We start from the raw sequence: 13,211 nt of genomic DNA, 5'->3' as shown, positions 1-13,211 counted from the left end.
CTGCACCGCCCAATAAAAATGCCCGGGCGAGTTTCGCTCGGGCTTTTTTTCGCCTCAAATAAAGGAAATCGCCCGTATGTTGGACGCCAATCTTAAAGCCCAGTTGAAATCGTACCTGGAACGGGTCACCCAGCCGATCGAGATCGTTGCCTCCCTCGACGACGGTGCGAAATCCCGTGAAATGCTGGAACTGCTGAAAGACGTTGCCAGTCTTTCTAGCCAAATTACCCTGATCGACAGCGGTGACGATGCACGCAAGCCATCGTTCTCGATCAACCGCCCGGGCGCCGACATCAGTCTGCGTTTCGCCGGTATCCCGATGGGCCACGAGTTCACCTCGCTGGTGCTGGCCCTGCTGCAAGTCGGCGGCCACCCATCGAAAGCCAGTGTTGAAGTGATCGAGCAGATCCGCTCGCTCAAAGGCCAGTTCAGCTTCGAGACCTACTTCTCGCTGTCCTGCCAGAACTGCCCGGACGTGGTCCAGGCGCTGAACCTGATGGCTGTGCTCAACCCGAACATCCGCCACGTCGCCATCGACGGTGCGTTGTTCCAGGACGAAGTCAACGATCGCAAGATCATGGCCGTGCCGAGCATCTACCTCAACGGTGAGAACTTCGGTCAAGGCCGCATGGGCCTGGAAGAGATTCTGGCCAAACTCGACACCGGTGCCATCGAGCGTCAGGCTGAGAAAATCAGCGCCAAAGAGGCCTTTGATGTGTTGGTCGTCGGTGGTGGCCCGGCCGGTGCGTCGGCAGCGATTTACGCTGCACGTAAAGGTATCCGCACTGGCGTCGCCGCTGAGCGTTTCGGCGGCCAGGTGCTCGACACCATGGCCATCGAGAACTTCATTTCCGTACAGGAAACCGAAGGACCGAAACTGGCCACGGCGCTGGAAGAACACGTCAAACAGTACGATGTCGACATCATGAACCTGCAACGCGCCGACAAGTTGATCCCGGGCAAAAACGGCGAGCTGCACGAAGTCCGTTTCGCCAGCGGCGCGACCCTCAAAGCCAAGAGCGTGATTCTCGCGACCGGTGCGCGCTGGCGTGAAATGAACGTGCCGGGCGAGCAGGAATACCGCAACAAAGGCGTGGCGTACTGCCCGCACTGTGACGGTCCGCTGTTCAAAGGCAAGCGCGTGGCAGTGATCGGCGGCGGTAACTCCGGCGTTGAAGCGGCCATCGACCTGGCCGGCATTGTCTCGCACGTGACGCTGCTGGAGTTCGACGTACAGCTGCGCGCCGACGCCGTATTACAGCGCAAACTGCACAGCCTGCCGAACGTCACGGTGATCACCAGTGCGCAAACCACTGAAGTCACCGGCAATGGCGAGAAGGTCAACGGCCTGCGCTACAAGGATCGCAACACCGATGAGTTGCGTACCGTCGAGCTGGAAGGGATCTTCGTGCAGATCGGTTTGCTGCCGAATACTGACTGGCTCAAGGGCACTATCGAGCTGTCGCCACGGGGCGAGATTATTGTCGATAACCGGGGTGAAACGTCGATCCCGGGCATCTTCGCTGCCGGCGACGTGACCACCGTGCCGTACAAGCAGATCGTGATCGCGGTGGGCGAGGGCGCCAAGGCTTCGCTGAGTGCTTTCGATCACCTGATCCGCACTTCGGCTCCGGCGTAAGCGTCCAGCCAGAAATGAAAAAACCCGTGAGCGATCACGGGTTTTTTATTGCGCGTGAAAAGCTGCCCCTCACCCCAGCCCTCTCCCGAAGGAGAGGGAGCCGACCGAGGTGTCTGGCGTTTTCCATCGACCTGAATGACCGAGTCGATTATGGATTCGGTAAAGATCTCTCACGTCGGCGGAATTCTTGCATATCCCCCAATCAGTTCCCTCTCCCTATGGGAGAGGGTTAGGGTGAGGGGCTTTTCAGCTTTTACAGCGGCGCAGGCTGAATGATCTCGACCCAGTAACCATCCGGATCCTTGATGAAAGCCAGGCTCTTCATGCGGCCATCGGTCAGGCGCTTCTGGAAGTCACAGCCCAACTCTTCAAAGCGCGCACAGGCCGAGACGATATCCGGCACCGAAATGCAGATATGACCAAAACCACGCGGGTCGGTATTGCCGTTGTGATAGGCAAAATCCGCATCGTTTTCGGTGCCGTGGTTATGGGTCAGTTCGAGAATGCCCGGGATCGACTTCATCCACTCAGTGCGGGCAGCCGCGTCGGCCGGGATCTGCGCTTTGTCGACCAGTGCGAGGAAGTACAGGCTGAACTCGGCTTCCGGGAAATCGCGTTTCTCCACCAGCGAGAAGCCCAGGACGCGGGTGTAGAAGTCCAGGGATTTAGTGATGTCTTTGACGCGCAACATGGTGTGGTTGAAAACGAAGTTGCGGGTTGCGCTGTCTGGGGTGGCGGTGACGCCGGGGAACGTATTGAGTTCGTGCAGGCTCATGAGCCCTCCAATAACTATGGGCGAGTGAATGGACGCAATGATACGCATGCCTGTCGGCATCGCCAAATGAAAGGGCAGGCTTGCCCTGCGTGCGGGCGAGCCTCAGACTTTACGGTTCAATCTGCGAGTGCGTCCGGCAATGATCCGACTGTTTAAATCCGTGTTTGTTTTTTTTGTGTTGTCGCTTGTGGCGGTCTGCGCGTCAGCGGACGAACCAAGCATTACCTGGCCAGCCGGTTGGCAAGTCGAGGCGCTGCCCGAGGCGGCTGCACAGGTTTCCCGTCAGCGCGCGGTCAAGAATGACGCCGATGGCAATCAGGTGATGGTTATGGAATTGACCATGACTCATGTCGAAGCAGGGCATCAGGTCAATTTGCAGGGCGTGCTGCTGGAGATGCGCAAGTCGATACAGAAGGACTTCTTCCAGGGCGGTTACCAAAGTGTCTGCAACAAAGTGCATCCGGCGACGCTGGGTACTTTGTCGGCGCTGGAAACCACTTGCACCATCACCGAAAACGGTCGGCATGTGTTGTCGCAAACCCTCGTGGCGGCAGTCGAGGCGGACAAGGCTTATGTTCTTTCCTACGCCGGGCAAGCTGAGATTTATAAGGCCAGCGCAGACGAGATAGTGGCGCTGAGAAACAGCTTGAAACTTTAAGGCGCTGTACTCTTCACGGAGGAGGTTAGATACCCGAACGGATTAAGCACAAAGTTTAATGGCGGCCTTGATCGCAACATCGCGCCGCAAAATGTTTAGCTTTCTGACTCAGCAACGTTACAGAAAACCCGCAACTTGTTCGATGAAATTCATTTCATTTGTTAGATATTGTCAACAAAAAAGCCCTGCGTCATGCAGGGCTTTTTTATTGGCGTTGGATTAACCGCGCAACCAGGAATCAACGGTGGCTGCACCGTATTGTTCCTTCCAGGCTTTCAGGCCACGGTGATTGCCGCCCTTGGTTTCGATCAGTTCACCGGTATGCGGATTCTGATAAACCTTGACCACGCGAGCGCGGCGGGTTTTAGGGGCTGCAGAAGTCTGCAAAGCGGATTTTGCCGGGTTCGGATCGAGGATGGCGACGATGTCCTTCAGGCCTTTGCCGTAGGTTTTCATCAGCCCCTGGAGCTTTTCTTCGAATTCGATTTCTTTCTTGAGCCCGGCATCGTTCTTCAGCGATTCCAGCTGTTTGAGCTGTTCCTGAAGGGCCTTTTCAGCTGCACGAAATTCAGCGAGTCTGGACAATATCTTTACTCCAATAGTGTGTTTGGCTGATACCAACCGCAAACAAAGCTAATAAGCCAAGAGCCTTGAAGCGACTCGGTGATAAATGGCTCACCTGCCAATCTTGCTCAGGTTGAAAAAATTGTAGTAGTTAATGCGCCAAGAGTAAATCCTGATGTTGTCCTCATGTAACAACAGCGGTCTTTTGTATCAATTTGGTGCGCCTGGCCGGTACGCTCGTCTTAATCTGGCTTAGTTAATGGTGAGTTAACGCGCTGATGAATTCCGCAGCCGGCATCGGTTTGCCGAACAGATACCCTTGCAGGAAGTTGACGTGATGTGCGGTCAAATAATCGGCTTGCGCCTGAGTTTCGACACCTTCGGCAACAATACCCAGATCAAGCTTGGCCGACAGGTCGATAATGGTATCGAGAATGTGTCGGGACAACGCATCGACACCGATCATGGCGACGAAACTCTGATCGATCTTGAGGAAATCCACATTGAATTTGCGCAAGTAGCCCAGGCTTGAGTGGCCGGTGCCGAAGTCGTCAATCGCGATCTTCACGCCCAGCGCGTGCAGTTGCTCGAACAGCTGGTGAGTGATGTCGGTCGGCTCGATCAATTCGCGCTCGGTCAACTCCAGCACCAGGTTGATGCTGTCGGCGGCGAACGCGGCGAGAAACGTTCGACAATCCTCCACCAGTTCCAGGTCTTTGCAATGGCTCGCGGTGATATTGATGCCGATATGAAATGGCGCGGTGAACGTTGCTGATAGCGGCCCCAGCAGCGCGGCAGTTTGTTGCATCAGGGCGCGGGTCATCGGCACGATCAACCCCGAATGCTCGGCGAATGGAATAAACAGATCCGGACGTACCAGGCCTTCTTTCGGGTGAGTCCAGCGCATCAACACTTCAGCTCCCGACCATGCCTTGCTGTCGCCATGCACCACGGGCTGGAAGTAGGGAATGAACTCGCCAGCCTCGAGCGCGCGGAGCATTTCGTGGCTCGGCGAAGTGGAGCGCTTCTGCAGGACATGGCCGATGGCCCCCGACACCACGCCAAAAAAAATCAGCAGACTGAACAGCGGCGGATATTCATCGACCATGTAGCGCCAGGTTTCGCCCTCGGGAAACCCGGCAGAAACACTGAACGCATAACGGGAGGAGGCCAGGGTGTTTTGCGCTATCGGCAGCGTGGGGAGGGTACCGGTGTGGACTTTGCCGTCGGCCGACAGCCAGTTATCGCCCACTTGCAGCACCAGCAACATGTGCCGGCCGATCAAACGCAACATATTGCTTAGATGGTAACCGTCCAGTGTCGTCAATGCGCCGCCGCGACCTTCGCTGAGCCGATAAACCAGCAGCGCGGTGTTGGGGGTGACCGGATTGCCGTTCATCAGCCACAACTTGCCCTGGTTGTAGTCGCCCGCGTTGACGGCTTCCTTGAAGTCGCCAAACAAAGAGCTGCAATAAAGGTTGTCGTCCCACACCAGATTGGTCGAGCGCACGAACGGGCGGCGGGTTACTTGCTCGCGCAAGGCGAGTTTGACGTTTTCGCAATTCTGACCGGCCAATGGCAGCAATTCGCGCGCCGCTTGCGCGGTGTTGTCGAGCATCAACTCGAACTGCTGCAGTGCCTCTTCGGCGGTCTGTTGTGAACCTTGCTCCAGCGTGCGTCCGGCCTGCATGTAAAGAATGGCGCTGCCCAGCAGCACCGGAAGCAAACCGCTGAGTAGTGTGACGAGAATGCGTGTGCTGCGTTTGCGGCGGAGTCTGACGGTCAACGGCATGGGCGCATCCTGTCGCGGTGGAATGGAACTATTGAATTCAGGCCGGATAACGGCGCGCCGCTGAAATAACTTCAGCCAGAGGGGAGGATAGATGGCAGAAGGCGCTTGCGCCGCTCATCAGTGCTTCATTCGCGTCGCCAGCGCGATAAAGGCCAGAGCGGCGGGAGATGCCTGGCGCCGATCAAGCACGGCGAGTCCGACCTGACGTTGTACGGCGGGCAGCAATGGCCTCTTTACGTAGCGAGGCGCTGCCTCTTGCGGCAAAGAACCTTCGGCGACAATCGTGATGGCGTCGCCACGGCCAACCGTATCGAGTGTGCTGAGCAACTGCGAGCAGCGATAGCGAATGTTCGGTTGCAAACGCGCGGCCATGAACAGTCGCGACACCAGCTCCGCAGAACCCGCTTCGGTCAGGACAAACGGTGCATCGCACAAATCCTTGAGGCTCAACGCGGTTCGGGCTGCCAGCACATGGCCCACCGGGAGAAGCGCAACCATCTGGTCTTCGATCAAGGTGAAGGTGTCGAAGCGCTCCTCTGGCAGCACCACGAAGCCGATGTCGATCCGCCGCTCCTCCAGCCATTGCGTCACTTGTCGATCCGGCCCTTCATCGATGTGCACTTCGATGCCCGGATGCGCCTCGCGATATTGCCGCAGAATGTTGGGTAGCAACTTGATCGACGAAGTCGGGCCGAACGAGCCGATGCGCAAGGTGCCGCTTTTCATGCCGCGCGCATCGGCGGCTTCCTGGCGCAAGGTGTTGGCCAGCCCGAGCATGGCGCGGGCGCGCAGCAGCAATTGCTCACCGATGTCACTGAGCTCCACGGACGACTGATGCCGGCGCAGCAGTTCGACACCCAGTTCCTGCTCCAGCGACTTCATTGCGTGGGACACCGCCGACTGCGAAATCCCCAGGCGATGGGCCGCGAGGGTGAAACCGCGCAGTTCGGCGACCAGCGAGAAGATTTCCAGTTGTGTGAGGGTCATGAGTTTTTGCTCATTTTACGATGATGTGAAATGAGGTGAATGATACGGCATTCCTCAAAAGCTTTGGTCTGGAGCCTCATGCGCAACGTCGGGCAACTGCACACAACATCATCCGACATCCCGGTTTATCTGACACTCGCGATGGTGACTATGGTTTGGGGTGGCACCTTTGTCGCTGGACGTTTTCTCGCCGGCAGCCTGAGTCCAGTGTTCGCCGCCAGCCTGCGTTTCCTGCTCGCCAGTGCGGTGCTGCTCGGCTTTCTGTGGCTGGCGCGGATCCCTTTGGCACGGCCGACTCCACGACAATGGCTGCACCTGGCGCTGCTGGGGTTCTTCGGGATCTTCTTCTATAACCTGTGCTTTTTTTACGGCCTGCAATACATCAACGCGTCGCGCGCTTCGTTGATTGTGGCGTTGAACCCGGCGGTAATCGGTCTCGCCTCGTGGTGGTTGTTTAAAGAGCGTCTGGGAAGACTTGAAACTGCTGGTATCGCGATCTGTATTGGCGGTGCTGGCCTGGTGATCGTCAGCCGCAATCCGCAATGGCTGGCCGCAACGCCGCAGGCATGGATCGGCGATCTGTTGATTCTCGGCTGTGTGCTGGGGTGGGGCGTTTATTCGTTGTTTTCCCGTGATCTGAATCGGACGTTAGGGCCGGTGCAGACCGTGACGTACTCGATCCTGATCGGCACACTCATGTTGTGGGCTCTGGCGGCGGTACGCGGCGAGCTGAGCTGGCAGGCGCTGAATAATCTGGGCGTGGCGCAATGGCTGAGCCTGCTGTACCTCGGTGTCCTGGGCTCGGCGCTGGCCTACATCGGCTATTACGATGGCATCCGTAAAATCGGCGCGACGCGCAGCGGGGTGTTTATCGCGCTTAATCCTTTGACGGCGGTCATCCTTGGCGCGCTGCTGCTGGGCGAACAGTTGACACCGGCCATGTACCTCGGTGGCGCGCTGATCCTGAGTGGCATCTACCTGTGCAACAAACCCCTTGCACCGGGCGCAAAAAAGCGGATTTTATAGGGAGGGCAGACAAGCCTATTTACGCTGTGTAGAATCTGGTTACGCATACAATAATAATCGTCTTCTGGCAGCAGAAGCCTCGCCCGCAAGAGCCTTGGGTCGACAATGAAGATATTCGGGTTTCAACTGATCTACGGTGACTTCCTCGCCCGCAGTGTGCGTGGCATCTCCTGCGCGCCACCCACCGACCTCGCATGACTGACAAATAACCCTGGTTAATTGATAAGAAATGATGAGGCGCCACCATGGCAGATTTATACGAAAACCCAATGGACCTGATGGGCTTTGAATTCATTGAACTCGCATCGCCGGTGCCGGGCACCCTGGAGCCGATCTTCGAGATCATGGGCTTCACCAAAGTCGCGACCCACCGCTCCAAGAACGTGCACCTGTACCGTCAGGGCGCGATCAACCTGATCCTCAACAACGAACCGAACAGCGTGGCGTCGTACTTCGCCGCCGAACACGGCCCATCCGTGTGCGGCATGGCGTTCCGCGTCAAGGATTCGCAAAAAGCCTACAACCGCGCACTGGAACTCGGCGCTCAGCCGATCCATATCGAAACCGGTCCGATGGAGCTGAACCTGCCGGCGATCAAAGGCATTGGCGGTGCGCCGCTGTACCTGATCGACCGTTTCGGCGAAGGCAGTTCGATCTATGACATCGACTTCGTGTTTATCGAAGGCGTTGATCGCAATCCGGTCGGTGCGGGCCTGAAGATCATCGACCACCTGACCCACAACGTGTATCGCGGTCGCATGGCCTACTGGGCGAACTTCTACGAGAAGCTGTTCAACTTCCGCGAGATCCGTTACTTCGATATCAAGGGCGAGTACACCGGCCTGACCTCGAAAGCGATGACCGCACCGGACGGCATGATCCGCATCCCGTTGAACGAAGAGTCGTCCAAGGGCGCTGGCCAGATCGAAGAGTTCCTGATGCAGTTCAACGGTGAGGGCATCCAGCACGTTGCGTTCCTCACCGATGACCTGATCAAGACCTGGGATCAGTTAAAGAAGATCGGCATGCGCTTCATGACCGCGCCGCCAGATACTTACTACGAAATGCTCGAAGGTCGCCTGCCGAACCACGGCGAGCCGGTTGATCAGCTGCAATCGCGCGGCATCCTGCTCGACGGCGCCTCGGAGCAGGGCGACAAGCGCCTGCTCCTGCAGATCTTCTCGGAAACCCTGATGGGCCCGGTGTTCTTCGAATTCATCCAGCGCAAAGGCGATGATGGTTTCGGCGAAGGCAACTTCAAGGCCCTGTTCGAGTCGATCGAGCGCGATCAGGTGCGTCGTGGTGTGCTTGCTACCGAGTAATCGGCCACTGAAATGAAAAAATCCCGGCCTGCTGAAATGCAGAGCCGGGATTTTTTTTGTAGATCAAAAGATCGTAGCCTTCGCTTTTAAGGACGGCGTTGGCGCATCAGGTGTTTGAAGCCTTCGAAGACCAGCACCACAACGGCCAGCCAGATCGGAATGTACGTCAGCCACTCCCCGGACTTGATGCTCTCACCGAGCAACAACGCCACACCGAGCAACAGCACCGGCTCAACATAACTCAACAAACCAAACAGACTGAACGGCAGCAAACGGCTGGCAATGATGTACACCACCAGCGCCGATGCGCTGATCAGCCCCAGTAACGGAATCAGCCACATCAGCCCCGGGTACTGGTCAAACACGCCAAAGCCTTGCTCGCCACCCTGCACAAACCAGTACGCCACCGGCAGCATCAAGGTCATATCGACCCACAAGCCACCCAGGTTGTCAGTCTTGAGGTATTTGCGCAGCACGAAGTACAGCGGATAGCCGACCACCACCACCAGCGTCGCCCAGGAAAAACCACCGACCTGATACAGCTCATTGAGCACGCCCAAACTGGCGAAGAACACTGCAATTTTCTGCAAATAAGACAGGCTCTCGCCGTAGGCAATCCGTCCGGTCAGCACCATCGCCAGTGGCAACAGAAAGTAGCCCAGCGACACGTCGAGGCTGTAGCCATTGAGCGGCGCCCACATGAACAGCCACAGTTGCACGCCGAGCAGGGCAGAGGAGACGAGCAGGCCGGCGATCAATTTCGGTTTTGCCGCCATCAACCGCACCAGCTCCAGCACCCGCCGCCATTCTCCGGACACCAGCATGAACACGGTCATGCACGGTACCGTCAGGAGCATCCGCCAGCCAAAGATCTCCACGCCGCTCAACGGTGTGAGCAACGAGGTGTAGTAATACATGACGGCAAACAGCACCGAGGCTGAAACCGATAGAGCGATACCTTTAGACAAACTGTCCTCGCGGGTTGATGGTCAAACGGGGCGCGAAGGATACGTGGTTTTTGTGCTGAATATTGGGCAGATGCTCAATATTCTTCACACCTATACCGTCTAGGCGTTGCCGCCCACTGCGATCTTTTGGTCTTGCCTTTATAAAGTCGAAGATCGCAGCCTGCGGCCATTCCTCCACAAGCGTAGTCAGTGCCAGGAAAACATCACTGAGCAACCTTCAACGGATTACCGAAGCGCTTGAGGTACATCTCGCCGAACTTGTAAGAGGCGTAATCGGTGACGTGACCAATATCACGATAGACCGGCAAGCCATCGACGGTGGTCATACACGCGTCGTCTTTGCATTGCACGATTTTCGGGTCAATGACGATCAAGCCGGGATATTCAGCCTTCAGGTCATTGAAGAGTTTTTCCAGCACCGGCTCTTTGGCACCTGACCATGGCGCTGTGGCGCAGAGACTGCTTTGCTCGGCACTGCCCATCAAGCCGCGCAACTTGACCTGTTGCAGCAGGCAGGTGTTGATCCCGGCAGGCATGGGCAGCGTGTTTTCCAGAAGGACCGGCGTAGCGCCTGACTCGACAATCTTGTCCAGCGCCTTGCGGATCGCGGTGCCGAGGCGTTGTTGCGACAGTTCCGGGCTGCGCGGGTCGTCCCGGCTGGTGACGATGTCGTCGTCGAGATAGGCCTCCCAGAACTGACCCACGATCACATACTTGAAATGCTGCTTCGCAATCATCTCGTAATAGCGTTGAGTGGCGTTATGGCATTTTTGATACAGCCCGTTCGTGTATTTACTCTCGTCATAGAGGTAGATCCCGGGCAAGGCCAGGCACGCCGGGTAGCCCTGTGTGAGGACGGCAAGGTTGGCATCCCTGGCCAGTGTTTCAACGAAACCCCAGTAATGATTCGAAAACGAATCGCCCATCAGCAATATTTGCGGCGCGGCCTGCACGGCGCCTGATATGCAGCCAGGATCGGCGCCATCGCTGACGCCCAGGCATCCTTCCCGATTGGCTGGAACAGAGGCTTTCAAGCCATCGAGCACCTCGTTATAGCCTTGGTTGAAACGGTCGGGCCAGCCTTCATGCCTGACGCTGGCAGCGTGGAGCAGCGACAGACCGATAGCCGGTACGATCATCAGCACGACCAGCGTTTTGGCAAAGCCGAGCCTGGCCTTTCGAAACCGGTTTTCGACCAGCACATAGCAGAGCCAGGCCATAACGAACGTCGAAACAAAGTAAAAGATGGTCATCGGCAGGGTGAGGGCGATGCCCATGTAACTCATCACCGCCAGTATCGGCCAGTGCCACAAATACAAGGAGTACGAGAGCGTGCCGATAGCCACCAGCGGTTTGAAGGCCAGCAGTTTCGAGGTGATGCTCGCATCACCAATACCCTGAAACAACAACGCTGCAGTGGCCAGGCACACGGCAATGGCGTGGTACTGCGGGAAGCCCGGCAGGATATCGTCGAGGGTGGCGCAATAGATAATGGTGACAAGCGCAAGTGCACAGACCAGAGAGGCGCTCAGGCGATTGAGCCTGAACTTGCCTGTGCCGAAGATGACTGCGCAGGAGCCAATCATCAATTCGAAAATTCGCGCGGGGTGAAGAAGTAGTAGTTTTTTTCTGGATTGGCGTAAGACAGGTACAGCGCGAGCGCCATTGCCGCCAGGGTCAAACCGAGCACCGCCGCTTTGAAAACGCTTTTTGCCAGATAGCGGTTAAGCAACCAGAGGCCCAGCGGCAGGGCCAGATACCACTGCCATTCGATGGCCAGTGACCAGGTGTGCAGCAGTGGCAGGCTCGCCGTATCCGGCGTGGCGTAACCCGTTGTCACTTTGGAAAAGTATTGGTTGGAGATGATTAACGACGTGTACTTTTCGCTTTTGAGAAAATCGACATAGTCATCGGGCAAATACAGCAGCGTGCTGACTATCAGCGTTACGACCAGCAACGCAATCACGGCCGGTTGCAAGCGCCAGATTCTACGCGTGTAGAACCCCGAGAAAGTGAACGTGCCGTTGTTCAGCGATTTCATGATGATCGCGGTCGTCAGATAACCCGAGATCACGAAGAAGATATCGACGCCAATAAAACCGGACGGAAAAAACGTCAGACCACCGTGAAAAATCAATACCAACAACACCGCGATTGCGCGCAGTCCGTCAATATCCGCACGGTATTCAATCGATGGTTTGCGTTTACCGGTAGCCGCATTCGCTTGCGACGAAGAGCGCAGCTTATCGCCTGGCAGTTTGAACAGCAGACTGCGCAAAAGCTTGCTGGAAACCGCAATGGGGCGATTGGGCATTTATCAGTCCTTGGTTATTTCTGAACGATCAATCAACTCATTCCGTTTGATCGCGCTTTGACCGCTGAAAAAACAGCCGAGGGTGTCGGCTGTCGAAGGGAGGCGGGCAAACTCAAGCCTGGTGCGGTTTACGCCCCGACACAAAATGACTCACATCGTTGAATCCAGGTGTCGATGAGTGCCCTGGCGTGACCAGCGAATCGATAAATGCCTCATCTTCAGCGCTGATCTTCACGGCCTGCGCCTTGGTGTACGCATCCCATTGCTGCTCCGTCCGCGGGCCGACGATCGCCGACGTCACGGCACTGTTGTTCAACACCCAAGCGATCGCAAACTCCACAGTTCCGACGCCGCGCTGCTCGGTGTACTGCTGAATCTGTTGGGCAATACGCAGCGACTCGACGCGCCATTCGGTTTCCAGAATGCGCTTGTCCTGACGTCCGGCGCGGCTGTTGGCGTCCGGTTTGGCGTCCGGTGCGTATTTGCCGCTCAGCACGCCCCGGGCCAGCGGACTGTAAGGCACCACACCAAGGCCATAGCTTTGCGCTGCTGTGATCTGCTCGGTCTCGGCCTGACGGTTGACGATGTTGTACAGCGGCTGGCTGATCACCGGGCGGTCAACACCGAGTTTATCGGCGATACGAATCACCTCGGCGATCCGCCAGCCGCGATAGTTGGACAAACCCCAGTAGCGAATCTTGCCCTGACGGATCAGATCGCCAATCGCCGACACGCTGACTTCAAGCGGTGTGTTGTGGTCTTCACGGTGCAGGTAATAAATGTCGAGATAGTCGGTGCCGAGCCGGGTCAGGCTGGCATCGATGCCATTGAAGATATGTTTGCGGCTCAAGCCGCTGCGGTTTGGCACGCCGTCCACCGGGCCGAAACCGACCTTGGTCGCCAGCACCCACTCATGCCGATGCCGGGCAATTGCTTCACCGACGATCTCTTCGGAGCGGCCGTTGGTGTAGACATCGGCGGTGTCGATGAAATTGATCCCCTGATCCCAGGCTTTGTCGATGATGCGCAGCGAATCCTCTGCGCTGGTCTGCTCGCCAAACATCATCGTGCCGAGGGTGAGGGTGGACACCTGTAACCCTGAGTGCCCGAGAGTGCGAAAGCTCATGCCGAAATCCTTTTGTCGGTGGGAAAGGGTTAATCAAATA

General features: G+C 57.0%; 12 protein-coding genes. 4 read left to right on the top strand and 8 right to left on the bottom strand.

Annotated features, from left to right (window positions below):
• Window positions 1-76: 76 nt before the first annotated feature.
• Complete coding sequence (gene ahpF, locus AB4O11_RS24450; protein ID WP_038368199.1) at window positions 77-1,639, top strand: alkyl hydroperoxide reductase subunit F; 1,563 nt, start codon at window positions 77-79, stop codon at window positions 1,637-1,639.
• A 253-nt stretch (window positions 1,640-1,892) separates the two neighbouring features.
• Here ahpF and gloA read toward each other — a convergent pair whose 3' ends face one another.
• Window positions 1,893-2,414 (bottom strand): lactoylglutathione lyase, encoded by a 522-nt coding sequence (gene gloA / locus AB4O11_RS24445; protein WP_460091065.1) that lies wholly within the window; start codon window positions 2,412-2,414, stop codon window positions 1,893-1,895.
• Between the two features lie 139 nt (window positions 2,415-2,553).
• Between gloA and AB4O11_RS24440 the strand changes: the two genes are divergently transcribed.
• Window positions 2,554-3,072, top strand: coding sequence for a DUF4946 domain-containing protein (locus AB4O11_RS24440; RefSeq protein ID WP_093431098.1), 519 nt, complete (start codon window positions 2,554-2,556; stop codon window positions 3,070-3,072).
• 219 nt (window positions 3,073-3,291) lie between these two features.
• Here AB4O11_RS24440 and AB4O11_RS24435 read toward each other — a convergent pair whose 3' ends face one another.
• The 3 genes from AB4O11_RS24435 to AB4O11_RS24425 form a co-directional block, all read right to left on the bottom strand.
• A complete protein-coding gene (locus AB4O11_RS24435) occupies window positions 3,292-3,657 on the bottom strand; it encodes a histone-like nucleoid-structuring protein, MvaT/MvaU family (RefSeq protein WP_093431101.1) in 366 nt (121 codons plus the stop codon).
• A gap of 235 nt (window positions 3,658-3,892) precedes the next feature.
• Complete coding sequence (locus AB4O11_RS24430) at window positions 3,893-5,428, bottom strand: EAL domain-containing protein (protein ID WP_460128992.1); 1,536 nt, start codon at window positions 5,426-5,428, stop codon at window positions 3,893-3,895.
• 117 nt (window positions 5,429-5,545) lie between these two features.
• Window positions 5,546-6,415, bottom strand: coding sequence for a LysR family transcriptional regulator (locus AB4O11_RS24425; protein ID WP_093431107.1), 870 nt, complete (start codon window positions 6,413-6,415; stop codon window positions 5,546-5,548).
• 78 nt (window positions 6,416-6,493) lie between these two features.
• On the opposite strand from AB4O11_RS24425, the gene AB4O11_RS24420 reads away from it, so the two are divergent.
• On the top strand, window positions 6,494-7,441 hold the full coding sequence (locus tag AB4O11_RS24420) for a DMT family transporter (protein ID WP_099759282.1): 948 nt from the start codon (window positions 6,494-6,496) through the stop codon (window positions 7,439-7,441).
• Window positions 7,442-7,686: 245 nt separating this feature from the next.
• Window positions 7,687-8,763, top strand: a complete 1,077-nt coding sequence (gene hppD / locus AB4O11_RS24415; RefSeq protein ID WP_460128990.1) for a 4-hydroxyphenylpyruvate dioxygenase — start codon at window positions 7,687-7,689, stop codon at window positions 8,761-8,763.
• Window positions 8,764-8,849: 86 nt separating this feature from the next.
• On the opposite strand, the gene rarD is transcribed toward hppD, so the two are convergent.
• The 4 genes from rarD to AB4O11_RS24395 form a co-directional block, all read right to left on the bottom strand.
• Window positions 8,850-9,731, bottom strand: coding sequence for an EamA family transporter RarD (gene rarD / locus AB4O11_RS24410; RefSeq protein WP_093431116.1), 882 nt, complete (start codon window positions 9,729-9,731; stop codon window positions 8,850-8,852).
• Window positions 9,732-9,934: 203 nt separating this feature from the next.
• Complete coding sequence (locus AB4O11_RS24405) at window positions 9,935-11,317, bottom strand: acyltransferase family protein (protein WP_460128988.1); 1,383 nt, start codon at window positions 11,315-11,317, stop codon at window positions 9,935-9,937.
• Window positions 11,317-12,045, bottom strand: a complete 729-nt coding sequence (locus tag AB4O11_RS24400) for an acyltransferase family protein (RefSeq protein WP_460128986.1) — start codon at window positions 12,043-12,045, stop codon at window positions 11,317-11,319. The genes AB4O11_RS24405 and AB4O11_RS24400 overlap by 1 nt, the downstream gene beginning before the upstream one ends.
• A gap of 112 nt (window positions 12,046-12,157) precedes the next feature.
• Entirely contained in the window at window positions 12,158-13,171 is a 1,014-nt protein-coding gene (locus tag AB4O11_RS24395; RefSeq protein ID WP_099759281.1) for an aldo/keto reductase, read from the bottom strand.
• Window positions 13,172-13,211 lie beyond the last annotated feature (40 nt).

This window comes from Pseudomonas sp. H1_D05 (genome assembly GCF_054682705.1).
Note: the sequence above shows the minus strand (reverse complement) of the source record. Positions and strands in the feature narration are given on the sequence as shown.